We start from the raw sequence: 17241 nt of genomic DNA, 5'->3' as shown, positions 1-17241 counted from the left end.
AACAAAGTCCAGCCTTCACAAAAGAGGATGTGGCCAGTGCGATTTGCAGCCTATAAATCGCCGCGGGGACCGGGATTGGCAATCGCATTGCCGGCAGGTGAGTTCCGCGGCATCGACGAAAGCGATGCGATGTTTCCCGGAACATTGGGGGACCTGATCGCCGAGGGCGCGCAGGCGCTGCAGGCGGCAGGCGAGCGGCTGGCCAGCGGACGGCGGATCGATCCTCGATCGGTCGAGTGGCTGCCGCCGCTATCGGCGCCGGGCAAGATCATCTGCGTCGGCCTCAACTATGTCGACCATTCCATCGAGAGCGGCTTCGTGCCGCCGACCTATCCGACCTTGTTCGCCCGCTTCTCGACCAGCCTGATCGGGCATGGCGCGGCCATCCGCCGTCCGGAGGCCTCGATCCAGCTCGACTACGAAGGCGAGATGGTCGCCATCATCGGCAAGGCCGGCCGCCACATTGCCCCCGGCCAGGCGCTGAGCCATGTCGCCGGCTACTCCATCTTCAACGATGCCTCGATCCGCGACTTCCAGACCAAGTCGCCGCAGTGGACCGTCGGCAAGAATTTCGACGGCACGGGATCCTTCGGCCCGATCTTCGTGACGGCGGACGAATTACCGCCGGGCGGCAAGGGGCTGCGCATCCAGACGCGCCTCAACGGCGAGGTCGTCCAGAACGCCTCGACCAGCGACATGATCTTCGATGTCGCCTCGCTGATCTCGATCATCAGCGAAGCGATCACGCTCGAGCCGGGCGATATCCTCGTCACCGGCACGCCGTCCGGCGTCGGCATGGCGCGCAAGCCGCAGCTGTTCATGAAACATGGCGACGTCTGCGAAGTGGAATTGGAAGACGTCGGCATCCTGTCCAATGTCGTTGCCGACGACGTCTTATCAGCACAAGCCGTGAACCAATAACCCCGCCAACTCCGAAAGGACGATGTCATGACAAGAGTGATGTTTCGAAATGCCATGATTTGGGATGGCACCGGCGCCGATGCCTTTCCAGCCGATCTGCTGGTCGAGAATGGCCGCATCGTCACCATTGCCCGCACGCCCGGCCAATTGTCCGGCGACGGCGCGACAACGGTCGAATGCCGCGGCATGACGCTGATGCCGGGCCTTGTCGAAGGCCACGCCCACATCTCCTTCGGCGGCGCGATCAAGGATTCCGACCTTGGCCTGATTCCGCCCGAGGAGCACCTTCTGCTGACCATGCGCAATGCCAAGACATTGCTCGACCATGGCTTCACCAGCGCCTACAGCGCCGCAACCTCGAAGCTCAGGCTCGACATCGTCATCCGCAACGAAATCAATGCCGGCCGCCTGCCGGGACCGCGCATGCGCGCCGGCAGCCCGGAGATCACGGTGACCGGCGGCCTCGGCGACGAGCGCCAGCAGCATATGTACCACGAGAGCTTCGGCATGATCGCCGACGGCGTCGAGGAGATCACCAAGGCGGTGCGCCTGTGCTGCCGCGAAGGCGCCGACAACATCAAGATCAACATTTCCGGCGATGATCTCAGCCCCGCGGCGCATGGCGGCCTCACCGTGATGAGCGAGGCCGAAGTGATGACGGCGGTGTCGGTGGCGCGCGACTTCGGCAAGAAGATCAACTGCCATGCCCGCGCCGCCGGTTCGGTGAAGCGCGCGGTGAAGTGCGGCGTCGACGTCATCTACCACTGCGAATCCGCCGACGAGGAAGCGCTCGATGCGCTGGAATCGGCCAAGGACCGCATCTTCGTCGGCCCGGCCATCGGCATCATCTACGGAACGCTTTACGAGGGCGAGCCCTTCGGCTTCACCCACGAGATGGCGGTCAAGTTCGGCATGCAGCGCATCCTCGACGACAGCCGCAAGGTCTACACCGAACTGCGCAAGCGCGGCGTGCGGGCGCTGATCGGCGGCGACTATGGTTTCGCGCAGACGCCGCAAGGCACCAATGCGCGCGATCTCAAGCATTTCGTCGATCTGCTCGGCTATTCGCCGAGCGAGGCGTTGCAATGCGGCACCCGCCTCGGCGGCCAGGTGATGGGCCTCGGCGACGAACTCGGCATGGTCAAGGAAGGCTTCATCGCCGACCTGCTGCTGGTCAATGGCGACCCGCTGAAGGACCTCGACATGATGGTGCATGAGAAGAACCTCGTCGTCATCATGAAGGACGGCGAGCTCTACAAGGACCAGTCGGCCTCGCTCGCCGCGCAGCGTCAAGCGGCCTAGGCTAGGGATCATGCAGCCCGCGGTTCCGATCGATGTCGACGAGATGAGCGGCATCTGGCGGACCGACGGGCTGCCCATGGTTTACCTGCCCAGGCACTTTCTGGTGAACAATCATCTCGCGGTCGAGGCGGCGCTGGGCCGCGATGTCTATCGCGCCATCCTGCGCACAGCGACGGCAAAGTCCGCCATCGAATGGTGCGAGGCGCAGGTGCAGGGCAAGGGCCTCGATCCCGAGGCGACGTTCCACCATTATTTCCAGCGCCTGTCGCAGCGCGGCTGGGGCCAGTTCTCGATCGACGCGCTCGCCAGTCGTCGCGGCAGCATCAGCCTGAGGAATTCGATCTTCGCGCTGGAGGCCGGGCAGGGGCCAGGCCGGCGCGTCTGCTACATGTTCGAGGGTTTTGTCACCGGCGCCTTCTCGTTCCTGCTCGGTCTTGCGGCACCGACGCAAGTCGAATGCGAGGAGACATACTGCGCCTGTGATGGCCGGCACGACCATTGCCGGTTCGACTTCGCGGCAAAGCCATAGGCCATCCGAGCGCAGCTGTCTTGCCTGGGGCGCGCTACGGCCGGATGAGGCTCACAGACCGTGGGGGCCGCAGAAGCCAAACGTCCACTGGATGGTTCCGCAATAGTCTCCGGTGTAGCCGGCGTGGCACTGCTGCAATTCGGGCTGGAAAGCATCGGCCGGCCGATCATCCCTGTTTCGGCGACGGTGCTGGTGCTGGCAGCGGCGGTCCTGCTGCTGCTCGCCTTCGGGCGCTATGCGCGCCGCGTCGTCGCGCCGGCAGTCGACCTGACGCTGTTTCGGTTTCGCTCGTTCTGGGTCGGTACGCTCGCCGGCGGCTTGTGCCGCGTCGGCCTCAACGGCGTGCCGTTCCTGTTGCCGCTGATGCTGCAGGTCGGCTTTGGCATGAGCCCGGTCACCTCCGGCTCGCTGACATTCGTCGGCAGCTTCGGCGCCTTGCTCATTCGGCCGCTGCTGTCGCCGCTGTTGCGGCGCTTCGGTTTCAATGTCGTGCTGATCGGCAGCGCGGTGGTCGGCTCTGCCGCTGTGGCGGGCTTCGCCCTGATCAGCGCCGACACCCCACACTGGATGATCGGCCTCTACGTCTTCGTGTTCGGCATCATCCGGTCGGCGCAGTTCATGACCTCCAACACGCTGTCCTATGCCGACCTGCCGGCGGACAAGCTCAGCCGCGCCACCAGCCTCGGCGGTGTTCTGCAGCAGCTCAGCGTTTCGCTCGGCGTTTCAATCGCCGCCATGGTGCTGGGTCTGGTTGCAGGGGAAACCCACATCGTGACACCGGAGCGCTTTCATCAGGTGTTCCTGTTGACCGCGATCATCCCGCTGCTGTCCACTCCCGGCTTTCCTGTGTCTGCGCGCCCAGGACGGCGTGCAGGTCAGCGGCCACGTTCGGAAGGGCAATTCTAACAAATAAGGCGACGAAAGTTATGACGTGGCGTCAGGCGCGTGTACGGGCATACTTATATCCACACAGTTGCCCCTGAGCTTCAGCCCTCCGCCGGCATGCGTTCGACGATGTAGATGTGGTCGGCCGCCAGCACCACTTCGCCGCGCTGGTTGATCACTTCGCAGCGCTCGATGACCCGTCCTGAACCCGGCCGCTTGGGATCGTCTTCCTTGGCTGCGATGGTGGTGCGTGTGCGGATCGTGTCGCCGATGAACACCGGCTTGATGAAGCGCAGCCGATCGTAGCCATAGGAAAAGGCAACAGGATTGACGACCGTCGCCGTCAGCCCGATGCCGATCGAGAACACCAGCGTGCCATGCGCGATGCGCTGGCCGAACGGCGTCGTCTTCATGAACTCCGCGTCCATGTGATGCGGGAAGAAATCGCCGGTGTGGCCTGCATGGACGACAAAGTCGGTTTCGGTGATGGTGCGGCCGCTGGTGAGGCGCGACGCGCCGATCTCGTAGTCCTCGAAATACTGGATCTGTTCCATCAGGGTCTTTCCGTGATCGGTGTCGCCGGTGCCGCACTCGATTGATAGGCCGCCTCGACCAGCGCCATCGTGCTCCAGGCATCCTCGACCGGACTGATCAGCTTCGCATCTTCGCCGACTGCAAAACGCTGGACATTGGCCATGCGGCCGACGAAGGCATCGGGAAACCACTCGCCGGCCAAGGGCACCGGCACCCAGTCGGTCCCGCCTTTGGGGTAGATTTCCAGCACATCCGGTTCACCGCGCGGATAATCGAGGTTGAGCCCAAGCTTGAGATAGGCCGCGCCCTCGGTGCCGCAGATGCGGAACTCGCAGGCCTGGTGCCGGCGGCCGAACTTGTGGTCATGATTGATCGACAGCGCGCAGCGCACGGTGCCGCCATAGTCGAGAATGGCGCTGGTGCGCGTCTGCGCCACCCCGTGATTGGGATGGCCGAGCGTCTTGGCGTGCACGCCTCGGGGGTCACCGAGCAACTGCCGGATCAGATCGAGATAGTGGATCGAATGCATGGCGATCTCGACGCGCGGCGCCTTGAGCAGGAATTCCCACAGTTCCCACGGTGTCGCCAAAGCCAACCAGGCGTCGAAGTCGACGATCTCGCCGAGCCAGCCCTTGCCGATGGCATCCTTTAGCGCCAGCATCATAGGCGCGAAGCGCAGTTGGAAGTTCACAGCCGCTTGCAGTTTCTTGGCGCGGCAGATTTCGAGGATCGTGGTCGCTTCGGTGAGGTTGCTGCCCATCGGCTTCTGGATCAGCGCCACCGCGCCGTCAGGCAAGGATTTCAGCACATCGGCATGGCGAGAGGGCGGCGTCGCGAGGTCGAAGATCGCCCCCTCCACGGCGGCGGCTTCGTCCCCCGAACGAAACGCCGTCACGCCCCATTGATCCGCCAGCTTTGCGGCCCTGGCATGATCGGGATCGTAAAGCCCGGCGACCGGAAAGCCGGCCTTCCTGTAGGCCGGGAAATGCGCGTCGCCGACGATCGACCCGGCGCCGAAGGTGACGATCGGCCGGGGCTTGGAAGGTTTGGGCCAGGACTGGGCGAGTGAGGCAGGGTCGAAACCGCCTTCAATCATGATGGAAGACCTCATCCATCGGTGCCCACCATTCGCCGTCCCCACGCGTCGCCAGCGGTTCCTGGCAAGGCATGCAGACCGCCCACCATTCCTGCGTCTTCGGGTCGGCCGCCATCTTGGCCATGTCGGCGGCATAGTCGGTGCCGTGGTATTCGAACGTGCTGAACAGCAGGTTCTCCGGCCGCTTCAGGTAGATCGAGTAGTTCTTCATGTTGCAGGCCGAGATCATGGTCAGCACGTCAGGCCAGACGGCGGCATGAAGGCGGACATATTCCTCGACCTTTTCCGGCTTCAGCCCCAGAACCATCCCCATCCGCTGCATATCCGTCTCCTATCTGGTGATCGCCGTGGTGAATTCGGCGATGCTCATGGCCTTGACCGCGTCCCAGTCCCAATCGATGCCGATGCCAGGTTCGTCGGGTGCCAGCGCTTGCCCATCCTCGATGCGCATGCGCTTGCCGGTCAACTGGTCGAGCTGCGGAATGTACTCGACATAGCGGCCGTTCTGAACAGCGCAGGTCAGGCTGACATGCAGTTCCATCAGGAAATGCGGGCAGACCGGAATGTCGAAGGCTTCCGCCGCATGGGCGATCTTGAGCCAGGGCGTGATGCCGCCGATGCGGCCGACATCGACCTGGACGATCGAGCAGGCGCCTTTCTGCATGTACTCGCGGAAATGGCGGATGGAATAGAGCGACTCGCCGATGGCGATCGGCGTTGGCGTCGAGTTCGACAACCGCACATGCCCGTCGATATCGTCGGCCGGCAGCGGCTCCTCGATCCAGGCGAGGTCGAGCTCGCGCAGCCTGGCCGCGCGCCGGATCGCCTCATCGACCGAGAACCCCTGATTGGCGTCGGTCATGATCTCGTAGCTGTCGCCCACCGCCTTGCGCACCGCCGATAGGCGGACGAGATCTTCCGAGCCGTGCGGCCTGCCGATCTTCACCTTCGAGCCGCGAAAGCCCTTGGACTTGGCGGCCAGCGCATCGTCGACCAGCGCCTGCGTTTCGATATGCAGCCAGCCGCCCTCGGTCGTGTAGAGCGGGCAGCGGTCCTTGGCGCCGCCGGCCAGCTTCCACAGCGGCAGGTTTTGCTTCTTCGCCCGCAGATCCCACAGCGCCGTGTCGATCGCCGCGATCGCGATGGCCGTGATCGCACCGATCGTGGTGGCGTGGGTGGCAAATTCAAGATCGTGCCAGATCGCCTCGATCATGTCGGGGTCGCGGCCGATCAGGCGCGGCGCCAGATGGTCGGATAGGAGCCGCATCACCGACGAGCCGCCGGTGCCGATCGTGTAGCTGTAACCGGTGCCGACCGCGCCGTCGGAATCGGTGATCGTCACGATCGGCGTTTCCTGGCTGACGAAGCTCTGGATGGCGTCGGTGCGCTTAACCTTGGGCACAAGGTCCACCATCCGCAGTTCGACTTTTTCAATTCTGGCCATGTCCGTCAGCTCCGCAATGTCTTCCCGGTGTCGGCGGCAAACAGATGTGCCTGCGACATGTCGAAACTCATGGCGATCCGCTCGCCCGATTTCAGCGGCCTCGGGTTCAGCATGCGCGACACCCAGTCAGTGCCGTTGAATTCGACGAACACCAGCGTCTCGTTGCCGAGCGGTTCGGTGACCGTGATCGGCAGCTCGATCTGGTGGACGTCGGCGGCACCGCCGGAACTGATGCCATGGCCGGTCGGGTAGATGTCGTCCGGCCGCAGCCCGAACACGACCTTGTCGCCGGTGGAGACATTGGCCTTGAACTGGCCAGGCAGCGGCAGCTTTTCACCGCTGGCGAAGACCATCTGGCCGTCATCGATCGTGGCTTGGTGCAGGTTCATCGGCGGCGAGCCGATGAAGCCGGCAACGAAGCGCGTCGCCGGCCGCCGGAAAACCTCGTCGGGCGTGCCGACCTGTTCGATGTAACCGTCGCGCATGATGACGATGCGGTCGGCAAGCGTCATCGCCTCGACCTGGTCATGGGTGACGTAGATCACCGTCGACTGCACCTTGGCATGCAGCTTCTTGATCTCGGTGCGCATCTGCGTGCGCAGCTTGGCGTCGAGGTTGGAGAGCGGCTCGTCGAACAGGAAGACGTCGGGATCGCGCACGATGGCGCGGCCCATGGCAACGCGCTGGCGCTGGCCACCGGACAGTTGCGACGGGCGGCGGTCGAGCAGCGTGTCGAGGCCGAGGATGGCCGAGGCCTCGGCGACGCGTCGGTCCATGTCCTCCTTGGCCGCACCGGCGATCTTCAGGGAAAAGCCGAGATTCTCGCGCACCGTCATGTGCGGATAGAGCGCGTAGGACTGGAACACCATCGAGATGTTGCGCGAGCGTGGCGGCAGGTCGTTGACGACGCGGCCGCCGATCTCGATCGAACCGGCGCTGATCTCCTCCAGCCCGGCGATCATGCGCAGCGTAGTCGACTTGCCGCAGCCGGAGGGGCCGACCAGCGCGATGAATTCGCGGTCGGCGATGTCGAGATCGATGCCGTGCACGATCCCGACATTGCCGTAGCGCTTGGTCAGCTTGGTGAGGGAAACGGTTGCCATGGGTCAGCCTTTCACCGCGCCGGAGGTCAGGCCGCCGACAAGGTGTTTCTGGACGATATAGGTGAGGGTGAGGGCCGGAATGATCATCACCACGGCGAGCGCGCACATGCCGCGCCAGTCGATGGTGAACTCGGCCGTGTAGTCGAGCAGGCCGACCGGCAGCGTCTTGGCGCTCACCGAGCGGGTCAGCTGCGAGGCCAGCGCGAATTCGTTCCAGCAGGTCAGGAAGGCGAAGATGGCGGCCGACGCAATGCCCGGCCCGGCGAGCGGGAACTCGACCTGCCAGAACGCCTGCCAGCGCGTGCAGCCGTCGATCTGCGCCGCTTCCGCGAGATCCTTCGGCACCTGGCGGAAGAAGCCGTCGATCAGCCAGATGGTGAACGGCACGTTGAGCGCGACATAGGCAAGGATCAGTCCGAAATGTGTGTCGATGATGCCAAGCCGCACATAGAGGAAGAACAGCGGCAGCGACAGCGCGATGCCCGGCACCGTGCGTGTCAGCATCAGCCCGAGAAAGACGCTCGACTTGCCGCGGAAGCGGTAGCGCGCGAAGGCATAGCCGCCGGCCATGCCGATGGCCACGGCAATGATCGTCGACGTCACCGAGATGATCAGCGAGTTGCGGAAATACTCGATCACCGGGATGCCGCCCTTCCCGATGCCGCTGAACATGGCGACATAGGCGTCGAACGAGATCTCCTGCGGGATCCACACCGGCGGCTTGGCCATGATCTCGACCGTCGGCCGCAGCGACGACAGCACGATCCACAGGCCAGGCAGGCAGATGGTCAGCATCGCCAGGAACAGTCCGATGCGATAAACAATGCCTGTGAGCCGGCGCTTCAAGCGGGCGGAAGAATTCTCGTTCATCTTCACCACTCAGCACCGATCTGCGTGCGCGCCGCGGCGAGCTTGTTGAAGAAGTAGACGGTGAAGGCGATCGACAGCAGGATCGAGAAATAGGCCATCGCGTTGGCCATGCCCATGCGGCCGTCGCTGTAGGCGGTGCGCGCCACCAGCGTCCACAACAGCTCGGTGCGGCCTGCCGGTCCGCCATCTGTCATGATCTTGACGATGTCGTAGGCGCGCGCCACGTCGAGCGAGCGGATGGTCATGGCGATGTAGGCAAAGGGCATGACGAACGGCCACGTCACATAACGGAATGTCTGCCATGGCGTGCACCCGTCGACACGCGCCGCCTCGATCGGCTCCTTGGGCATGGCGAGCAGACCGGCGAGGATCAGGATGGCGAAGATCGCGGTCGACGACCAGATTTCGGCAATCGAAATGGCGATGAAGGCGAGGTGGCTTTCGATCAGCCATGGTATGGCGTCCTGCGTGATGCCGAGCGACTGCAAGGCATTGTTCACCAGGCCGATATTGTCGTTGAACATGAATTTGAACTGGAAGCCGACCAGGATCGGCGAGAACATCATCGGAAACATCATCAGCGTGCGCAGGATGCGCTGACCCCGCGTCGCCTTCTCGACCAACATCGCCAGGCCGAGGCCAAGCAGCATTTCGAGATTGAGCGCGATCGTCAGCAGCAGCACCGTACGGCCGAACGCCCACCAGAAGTCGGTGTTGGACAGGATCGAAAGATAGTTCTTGAAGCCGACAAAGACGAAGAAAGTCTCGGGCCGCGTCAGGCGGAAAGGCGTGAAGCTGGAATAGAGCGACAAAAGCAGCGGCACCACGACAACCGCAGCCAGCACGATGACAGCCGGGAGCAGCAGCAGGAATGGCGCGGATGGCTTGAAGCCCTTCATCAGGATCCTGTTGGGTGTTGCATTCAACTTATCGGTGCCTCTTGCTTGTCGAGGCCCGGGCCGGGGAACGGAAGGCTATCAGGGATCGGTCCGCGCACTCGCCCGGGCAAGACGCGATCGCCTCCCCCATGGCTGATGGGGGAGGCCGTCTTGGGAGCGGTTGCTAAAGCTTGCCGGCGTCCTGGAGGATCTGCGTCGCCTTGGCTGAGGCTTCGTCCAGTGCCTGCTTGGAGGTCTTGTCGCCAAGGATCGCCGCCTGCAGTTCGGGATAGACGGCGTTCGAGATCTCGATCCACTCAGGCGTCTGCGGCACGGCAAAGGCGTGCGTGGCCTCTTCCTGGAAGGCGGCAAGGACCTCCTTCTTGTAAGGATCGTTTGCTGCTTGCTGCAGGTCCCAGTCCCACACCGCGGTGCGGGTCGGCAGCGGACCTGCGGCGGCCTCGAGCTTCTGGCTGTCCTCGTTGGTCAGCCACCACACAAGGGAAGCCGCGGCCTCCTTGTTGGGGCAGTTCTCGGTCACCGAGAAGCCATGGAATCCGGACCAGCCGGTGCGCTTGCCCGACGAGCCCTTCGGCGCAACCTTCACGCCGACATTGCCGGCGACCTTCGACGACTTCGGATCGTTGAAGAAGCCGGCCCAGCCCGGCCAGTCGAGGTTGATGGCGACGGTGCCTGAAGCAAAGCCCTGGCCGAGGTCGTCCCACAAATAGTTGGTCGTTCCGGCCGGCACGGCCTTGGCCTTGTAGAGGTTGACGAACCAGTCGAGCGCCCTGATGCCGGCTTCGGAGTTGAAGACGGGCTTGCCGTCCTTGTCGAGATATTCGCCGCCTTCGGCGACCACCATCTCGTAGAAACGGCCGTTGATCGCCTCTTCCTTGCCGGCGAACTGGGTGCCGTAGAAATTTGGCGGGTTGGCGAAGAACTCGGCCTGGTCGGTGACTTCCTTCCAGGTGTCCGGCGGCACCAAATCATAGCCGTATTTCGCCTTGAACTTGGTCTTGTTGTCGGCGTTTTCGTACAGGCTCTTCTGGTAGTAGAGCGCCGAAACGTCGAACTGCGCCCGCGGCAGCATCTCCAGCTTGCCGTCGATGGTTGCCGACTTGATCGTCGAGGGCACGAAGGCGTCGATCTCTGCCTTGGGCAAGAGCTTGCTGAGGTCGGTGTAGAGGCTCGTATACTGCGGCGCGAACGATGAATGGTTCCAGCCGACGCACCAGTTGGTGCTGCCCGAGGCGATGTCGGATTTGAGCTCCTTGTCGATGTCGAAGCCGTTCTTCTTGGTCAGGATGTTGACCTTGGCGCCGGTCAGCTTCTCCCATTCGGGGATGCGCTCGTAGAGCTTTTCATATTGCTGGCCGCCGATCAGCTTGGCGTCGATGGTGACGCCTTCGAACTTGCCGGGCAGGTCGCCGGCAAGGGCCGCGCCTGCACCGAATGCAAGCAACAATGCGCCGGCGGACACGCCGGAAAGCAGTCTGTTCATTGGTATCCTCCCTTGGTGCGCCTCAGCGGCGACCGCAACTCGTCTGATGACAAGCAGTGCTACATTCATATACAAACAAAACATTCACGGGTACGTCAAGGCGAAATTTGTTTCCGTCGGCCGCGTTCCTGCGTATATGAAGAATCGAATTCACTGGAGAGATGCGCCATGGATGACAGCGAAGACGAGCGCTATCGCGCGCCGGCGCTCGACAAGGGGCTCGACATCCTCGAACTGCTTGCGGGCGTCGACGGTGGCCTGACGCAGGCCGAAATCGCCAAGAAACTCGACCGCAGCCCCAACGAATTCTATCGGATGCTCGACCGGCTGGTGCGGCGCGGCTACGTCACCCGGCTGGATGGCGACCGTTATTCGCTGACGCTGAAGCTGTTTGGCCTTGCGCAGCTGCATGCGCCGGTGCGACGGCTGGTTTCCTACGCCACGCCGCTGATGCGCGAGCTGGCAGAGACATCGCAGCAGGCCAACCAACTCGTTGTTTTTGATCGTGGTTCCGCCGTTGTGATCGCCCAGCAGGAGGCACCGAATTACTGGGGCATCTCGATCCGCGTCGGCTCCCACATCAGCCTGTTCGACACCGGCTCGGGCCATGTCCTGCTGGCCTTCCGTTCCCAGGAAGAGCGACAGATGATGATTTCGGAACACGTTCGCAGCACCGACAAGACGGCGCAGTCGGCCGAGTTCTTCGCCAGACTCGACCAGATCCGCGACCGCGGCTACGAGATGATGGCTTCGATGCAGACCGCCGGTGTCTTCAACCTGTCGGCGCCGGTGCGCAGTTCCGATGGCAAGGCGATCGCGGCACTGTCGATTCCCTACATCACCGTCGTCAACGCGCCTTCCGCGCCTGACATCACTAGGACCATCGAACTGTTGTTGGTCACCGCCGAAAAGCTTTCGCACCTAGCCGGATCGGCGGTCGGCTCGTCGACGTGAATTCTTATTTGAATGAAGAATTCCTCCGTGAGATGATCTAACGACCCAAGAGGAGGAGCTACAGTGATCGTCGACACCCATCTGCATCTCATCGATCGTTCGGTGCTGCGCTATCCCTGGCTTGCCGACGTACCGGCGCTCGACCGCGACTTTTCCTACGAGGAATACGCCGTGGAGGCCCAGCGCGTCGGCGTCGGACGCGTGCTGCATATGGAGGTCGACGTCGATCCGGCGGACATCGAAGCCGAGACCGATCGTGTCGAAGGGCTGTCGCGGCAGCCCGGCAGCATGCTGGCCGGTGCGATCGCGTCCTGCCGGCCGGAAGAAGCAGATTTTGCAGCCTATCTCGACCGGCAGCGGGCAAATCCGTTCGTCAAGGGTTTCCGCCGCGTCCTCCATGTCGTGCCCGACGAACTCTCGGAAGGCCCGTTGTTTCGGGACAACATCAGGGGGCTTGGCGGCAGCGGGCTGACCTTCGATCTGGTCGTGCTGCCGCACCAGATTCCCAAGGCAGTCGCGCTTGCCGACCTGGCGCCCGATGTCCAGTTCGTGCTCGACCATTGCGGCGTCCCCGATATCAAGGGCAATGGCGAACATCCATGGCGCGAACACATGAGCGAGATCGCGCGCCGCCCGAATGTCATGGCCAAGATTTCCGGCGTCGTTGCCTATGCCGATCCCGGCAGTTGGACGGCCGGGACGTTGCGGCCTTATGTCGAACACACAATCGACGCGTTCGGCTGGGACCGCGTCGTCTGGGGCAGCGACTGGCCGGTCTGCACGCTTGGCGGCGGCCTCTCGACCTGGGTGGCGGCGACCCATGCGCTGCTTTCAGGCTGCAGCGTCGACGAACGCGACAGGCTCTTGTTCGCGAATGCCCGCAAGCTGTGGCGGCTCGATTAGCTGGGTTCGTTCACGCCCGAGCGCCGGACACCTGCACCGGAACACTTTCCCGGAACAGGCGATTGAGATCGGCAACGACCTGGCCAGCCCGGTGCCTGGATGTCAGGCCGGCGATGATGCGGTCGGACGCCGCCTGCTGGAACGCCATATAACCGTCATGGCGCGGCCGCACCCATGCGCCTTCCAGCGTTGCGCGCGTATCGCGATAGAAGTTGCCGGTCGCGGCGTTGACCTTCTGATCTTCCCACGCAGCGGCATGGCCGGGCTGGCCGCCGGCGGCGGCATAGGCGCTGCGTTGGACATCGCCGCTGGCGACCCAGTAGGCGAAGTCGATCGCCGCATCTTTTGCCTTGGAAAACGCTGAAACCGCTATGCCGGTGCCGCCAAGCGCCGAACCGATGGCGCCGCCGGCACCAATGACCGGGATGTCGGCGAAGGCCAGGCGGTGCGCGCGGAACCCAGCCATCGCATAGGAGACGTAGCCATAGATCAGCGGCGCACAGACGATTCGGGAATCCGTCTCTGTCATGTGCTCTGAAACGGCGATCGGATCCATCTCGAAGCAGTCCGGGTCGATCAGTGCCGCGATATCGCGCATCGCCTCGAAGACTTCGCTACCGGTCTCGATGTCGATGAGATCGCGGGACGGATCGGTTGCGCACGAGTGTCCGAGATTGCCGGCAAGTGTATAGAACACCATCAACGAGTGGGGTGGTCGCAGCGGCAACAGCACGCGGCCTTGCCGGGTGAGGTCGAGCACCTCGTTCCAACGCGATGGCGGTGCATCGAGCGCATCCGGCCGCCAGGCCTGGACCTGGCTGGCCGCGTCGATCGGGAAGGCCCATTGCCGTCCCTGCCAGCTGTAGCTCGGATAGGACTGGCCGACGCTGCCGGAGGCAAGGGCTGCGCGTTCCGCTTCGCGGCCGGTGACATCAAGGGGCTCGAGGCAGCGCTCCGCGGTGATCTGACCGACATGCGGATGGTCGATGACGATGAGGTCATAGGCACGCGCCAGTTCCTCGACCGGGAAGGACTCGAAATCCTGCAGGGAGCGCTTGTCCCATTCGATGGCAACGCCGGTCTTCTGCTTCCATAGCGACGAGCAGGCGACCATCGGATCGTAGCCGCGCGGATGGCTCCAGGTCATGCCCCTGAGGGTGGGCGCGAGTGTGGTCACAGCCCGAACTCCTCGCGGATCGCAGCACTGTGCTCGCCGATGCGCGGTGCCGCCCGCTCGACCTTGGCTCTGACACCGTCGACCCTGAGCGGCGAGCTGGTGGTGAGGATCGAGACGTCGTCGTCGCGCGTCACCGTCTGCAGCATATCGAGCGACTGGAACCCTTCGCTTGCCAGCATTTCCGGCCAGGTCAGCACCTTGGCGCACCAGATGTCGGCCGGCTCCAGGATATCAAGCCACTCGTCTATGGTCTTGGTGGCGATCCTTTGCGCGATGATCGCCTTGATGTCGTCGCGCGCCGTGAACCACGATGCCGGCTTGTCGCGATAGGGCGCCAGTTCGCCGAGCGACAGCAGGTCGGCCAGCTTGGGGATCGGCGTCATGGCGATGGCGAGGTAACCGTCCTTGGCCGCGTAAACGCCGTAAGGCGCCGAGAGATAGGCATGCGCGCTGCGGAAGCTGGAGCGCCTGGGCAAGCGGCGGCCGTCATTGAGATGTGTGGTCAGCACCTCGAACTGGAAATCGACCAGCGCTTCCAGCAGGCTGGTTTCGATATGGCTTCCCTGGCCGGTGATGCCGCGCCGCACCAGCGCTGCCAGTATGCCTTGCGCGCAGGCGGCACCCGCCAGCATGTCTCCAATGGCGAGCCCGAACGGCACCGGGCCCTGCTCCTCGTCGCCATTCAGCCACATCACCCCGGAGCGCGACTGCGCCAACAGATCCTGGCCCGGCCGCTTGACCCATGGGCCGTCCTCGCCGTAGCCGCTGATCGAGGCATAGACCAGGCGCGGGTTGATCTTGCGGACGGCTTCGTAGTCGAGGCCGAGCCGCTCGATGACGCCCGGCCGGAAATTCTGGATCAGCACATCGGCCTTGGCCAGCAGGCCGCGCAGCGCCTTGAGGTCGGTCTCGTTCTTGAGGTCAATTGCAAAACTTTCCTTGGCCCGGTTGATGGCATGGAAGATGGTGGAATCGCCGCCGATCTCGGTGTCGCTGAGGTAGAGCCGGCGCGACAGGTCGCCGCCATCCGGACGCTCGATCTTGATGACGCGGGCGCCGAGGTCGAGCAGCCTGAGCGAGCAGTAAGGCCCGGACAGGAACTGGCTCATGTCGACGACGACGAGACCCGCAAGTGGCAATTCGGCTGCTGCCGGCATCCCTATTTCTCCGTCTTGCCGACAAAGTCGGCCGGGTTGCGGTACTTCACCGTCTGCAGATGCTCGCAGTAGAGAACGAGTTCGCCTTCGCCCTTGAATACCTCGTAGCTGGCGCGGATCAGCCCCATCTCCTTGTAGCGCGGCTGCTTGTCGAGGTTGGAGCGGATCGAATAGATCGTGTCGCCAATGAAGACAGGCTTTATGAAACGCAGCCTGTCGTAGCCATAGGAAAAGGCGTTGACGCAATTGGTGGCGACCAGCCCAAGGCCAGCCGAAAACACGAAAGCGCCGGCGATTAGCCGCTTGCCGAAAATGCCTTCCGTCTCTGCAAACATCTGGTCCTGCACATAGGGGTGGATGTCGAGCACCAGCGTGTTGAACAGGTGGCTGTCGCCTTCCGCCATGGTGCGCCGCAACGAGCGGATCTTCTGGCCGACCGGCCAGTCCTCATAGAACCAGTTCTCGGCGTTCCACACCGGCAGGGCTGAGTGATCCTCGGGCATGTTGGCGGGGTGCGTCGAGGCGACCCCGACGGTGGGCGCAAAATCGTTCATGGTCGGCTCCGCCAGCCCTGTGGGGGGCACCGCACAGGTGCTGGAGCACGCACAAAAGCGCCTGAAAGCACGACGTTTCCTCCGGCCAATCTTCTTTTGTAAATAGTATTTTCACATATGGGGTTACGTTGCAAGCGTGAACAGGCGAAATCTTGGCCGTTCCCGCGCGCCGAAGCGCTAGCGGGCAGGAGAGCAAACAATCCGCAATGCCTGTCTGGTATTTATCGGCCGCTTGAATCGTGAGGCGCCGTATTTTCAGGGCGCGACACCGACAGCGGCATGCTGACCGACACCGGACGGGCCGCCGAGATCGGCACGCCGATATAAGTCAAGAAAGTGGGCCGAACGCCGCAACTTCCCTCGAAGCCTCGGAACAGAACTGGCCGGGGCTCAGGCCTGTTGGATTGCCGAGAGCTTCCAGCTCGAGCCATTCTCACGCATGAATGTCCACAGCTCCGTGGTTTCTGTCGGATGATCATCGTCGCCCTCGACGACCTTGCCGGTGGCCCGTTCGCGCATCACGTCACGAGACTCGTAGCGCAGTGCGGCGGTGGCGTAGTCGCGGTCATCCTCGCGCCAGCTTTCCGCGATGTCGGCCTGCAGCAAAGTGATGTCCGACACGTCGTTCCTGAGACCTTTCTGGGCATTGTCGGCCAGTTCTTCGGACAGATAGGAAACCATCTCGGGGGTCGTCGCCCGGCGCAGAGCGGCATGGTCTTCGCGCCCGAATGCTTCCAGAACGTCAGTCAACAACTGCTGGAATGCGTCGAGGTCGGTCTGAGCCAGCGTAATCTCCTCGGAACCGCTGGCTGGAGAGTCGCCGCCGGGACCGCCGCCAAAGCCGGGAATTGTGAAGGAGCGAGCAGTGTCCGCCTGCTGCTGTGCTGTTGCGCGGTTCTCAAATCTCGAAGCCGGGGCATTGGAAGCCTGGGCATTGGAAGATTGGGCATTGCCTGCACCGGCCAGTGCCGAGGCAGGGCCGCCCGCGGATTGCGACCGGAAGAAGCGAATGGCCAGCATGATTGCGCCACCTATGAGCAGGGCCTGAAGCAGGAAACCGAACATGCCGGCCAGGCCGCCGAAGCCTTGGCCGACGAGCAGGCCGATCAGGCCACCGAGCAGCAGGCCGCGCATCATCGTTCCACCGAAGCCGCTCATGAAGCCGGGCCTCTGCAGCCCGGCCTGGGGTTGCCGTGCCGAAGTGTTCACGCCGGTGTTGGGCGTCATGGAACGCTCGACCGGAGCGGTCGGCGCCGGTGCCGTTCTGGTCGGCGGTGCCGACTGGAACGTACGCGTGCCACGACTGCCAAAACTGCCACCGCGACGAGCCTCGGCGTGCTCCATCGCGACCATGGAGAATGCAAGGACCAGCCCTGCAAACAGGGCGGCAAATCGGCTTGAGCGAGAAATCATCGGGGTTGGCCTTTTTT

General features: G+C 63.4%; 18 protein-coding genes. 6 read left to right on the top strand and 12 right to left on the bottom strand.

The genetic code is table 11. The features are described 5' to 3' along the window. Window positions 1-75 precede the first annotated feature (75 nt). From HNQ71_RS06010 to HNQ71_RS05995, 4 genes are all read left to right on the top strand, one after another. On the top strand, window positions 76-921 hold the full coding sequence (locus HNQ71_RS06010) for a fumarylacetoacetate hydrolase family protein (RefSeq protein WP_246461210.1): 846 nt from the start codon (window positions 76-78) through the stop codon (window positions 919-921). Between the two features lie 27 nt (window positions 922-948). Then, the gene (locus tag HNQ71_RS06005; protein WP_184871621.1) at window positions 949-2223 is read left to right on the top strand and encodes a metal-dependent hydrolase family protein; all 1275 of its coding nucleotides are present in this window, start codon (window positions 949-951) and stop codon (window positions 2221-2223) included. 10 nt (window positions 2224-2233) lie between these two features. Next, entirely contained in the window at window positions 2234-2752 is a 519-nt protein-coding gene (locus HNQ71_RS06000) for a 4-vinyl reductase (protein WP_184871620.1), read from the top strand. A 123-nt stretch (window positions 2753-2875) separates the two neighbouring features. Beyond that, window positions 2876-3658, top strand: coding sequence for an MFS transporter (locus HNQ71_RS05995; protein WP_343068055.1), 783 nt, complete (start codon window positions 2876-2878; stop codon window positions 3656-3658). A gap of 80 nt (window positions 3659-3738) precedes the next feature. Here HNQ71_RS05995 and HNQ71_RS05990 read toward each other — a convergent pair whose 3' ends face one another. From HNQ71_RS05990 to HNQ71_RS05955, 8 genes are all read right to left on the bottom strand, one after another. After that, window positions 3739-4194, bottom strand: coding sequence for a MaoC/PaaZ C-terminal domain-containing protein (locus HNQ71_RS05990; protein WP_184872250.1), 456 nt, complete (start codon window positions 4192-4194; stop codon window positions 3739-3741). Continuing rightward, a complete protein-coding gene (locus tag HNQ71_RS05985) occupies window positions 4191-5264 on the bottom strand; it encodes a Gfo/Idh/MocA family oxidoreductase (protein ID WP_184872249.1) in 1074 nt (357 codons plus the stop codon). Before HNQ71_RS05985 ends, HNQ71_RS05990 begins: the two co-directional genes overlap by 4 nt. Further along, a complete protein-coding gene (locus HNQ71_RS05980; protein ID WP_184871619.1) occupies window positions 5260-5589 on the bottom strand; it encodes an L-rhamnose mutarotase in 330 nt (109 codons plus the stop codon). Before HNQ71_RS05980 ends, HNQ71_RS05985 begins: the two co-directional genes overlap by 5 nt. Window positions 5590-5598: 9 nt before the next feature. Next, the gene (locus tag HNQ71_RS05975) at window positions 5599-6711 is read right to left on the bottom strand and encodes a mandelate racemase/muconate lactonizing enzyme family protein (RefSeq protein ID WP_184871618.1); all 1113 of its coding nucleotides are present in this window, start codon (window positions 6709-6711) and stop codon (window positions 5599-5601) included. 5 nt (window positions 6712-6716) lie between these two features. Continuing rightward, window positions 6717-7814, bottom strand: a complete 1098-nt coding sequence (locus HNQ71_RS05970) for an ABC transporter ATP-binding protein (protein WP_184871617.1) — start codon at window positions 7812-7814, stop codon at window positions 6717-6719. Between the two features lie 3 nt (window positions 7815-7817). After that, on the bottom strand, window positions 7818-8684 hold the full coding sequence (locus HNQ71_RS05965; protein WP_184871616.1) for a carbohydrate ABC transporter permease: 867 nt from the start codon (window positions 8682-8684) through the stop codon (window positions 7818-7820). A gap of 2 nt (window positions 8685-8686) precedes the next feature. After that, window positions 8687-9583, bottom strand: coding sequence for a carbohydrate ABC transporter permease (locus tag HNQ71_RS05960; protein ID WP_184872248.1), 897 nt, complete (start codon window positions 9581-9583; stop codon window positions 8687-8689). Between the two features lie 163 nt (window positions 9584-9746). Continuing rightward, window positions 9747-11066, bottom strand: coding sequence for an ABC transporter substrate-binding protein (locus HNQ71_RS05955; RefSeq protein ID WP_184871615.1), 1320 nt, complete (start codon window positions 11064-11066; stop codon window positions 9747-9749). Window positions 11067-11234: 168 nt separating this feature from the next. On the opposite strand from HNQ71_RS05955, the gene HNQ71_RS05950 reads away from it, so the two are divergent. Together HNQ71_RS05950 and HNQ71_RS05945 are read left to right on the top strand one after the other, a co-directional pair. Beyond that, window positions 11235-12020 carry an IclR family transcriptional regulator gene (locus HNQ71_RS05950; protein WP_184871614.1) on the top strand — a complete coding sequence of 262 codons (786 nt, stop codon included), beginning with the start codon at window positions 11235-11237 and terminating at the stop codon, window positions 12018-12020. Between the two features lie 63 nt (window positions 12021-12083). Then, complete coding sequence (locus tag HNQ71_RS05945) at window positions 12084-12923, top strand: amidohydrolase family protein (RefSeq protein ID WP_184871613.1); 840 nt, start codon at window positions 12084-12086, stop codon at window positions 12921-12923. Between the two features lie 10 nt (window positions 12924-12933). Here HNQ71_RS05945 and HNQ71_RS05940 read toward each other — a convergent pair whose 3' ends face one another. From HNQ71_RS05940 to HNQ71_RS05925, 4 genes are all read right to left on the bottom strand, one after another. Continuing rightward, window positions 12934-14070 carry an extracellular solute-binding protein gene (locus tag HNQ71_RS05940; RefSeq protein WP_184872247.1) on the bottom strand — a complete coding sequence of 379 codons (1137 nt, stop codon included), beginning with the start codon at window positions 14068-14070 and terminating at the stop codon, window positions 12934-12936. Between the two features lie 26 nt (window positions 14071-14096). Beyond that, window positions 14097-15257 carry a CaiB/BaiF CoA transferase family protein gene (locus HNQ71_RS05935; protein WP_184871612.1) on the bottom strand — a complete coding sequence of 387 codons (1161 nt, stop codon included), beginning with the start codon at window positions 15255-15257 and terminating at the stop codon, window positions 14097-14099. Between the two features lie 2 nt (window positions 15258-15259). Further along, window positions 15260-15811 (bottom strand): MaoC family dehydratase, encoded by a 552-nt coding sequence (locus tag HNQ71_RS05930; RefSeq protein ID WP_184871611.1) that lies wholly within the window; start codon window positions 15809-15811, stop codon window positions 15260-15262. Between the two features lie 390 nt (window positions 15812-16201). After that, on the bottom strand, window positions 16202-17224 hold the full coding sequence (locus tag HNQ71_RS05925; protein ID WP_184871610.1) for a Tim44 domain-containing protein: 1023 nt from the start codon (window positions 17222-17224) through the stop codon (window positions 16202-16204). Window positions 17225-17241: the final 17 nt, after the last annotated feature.

Source organism: Mesorhizobium sangaii, assembly GCF_014207355.1.
Lineage (GTDB): Bacteria > Pseudomonadota > Alphaproteobacteria > Rhizobiales > Rhizobiaceae > Mesorhizobium > Mesorhizobium sangaii.
The sequence above is the reverse complement of the archived record's forward strand: the minus strand, read 5'-3'. Positions and strand labels throughout refer to the sequence as shown.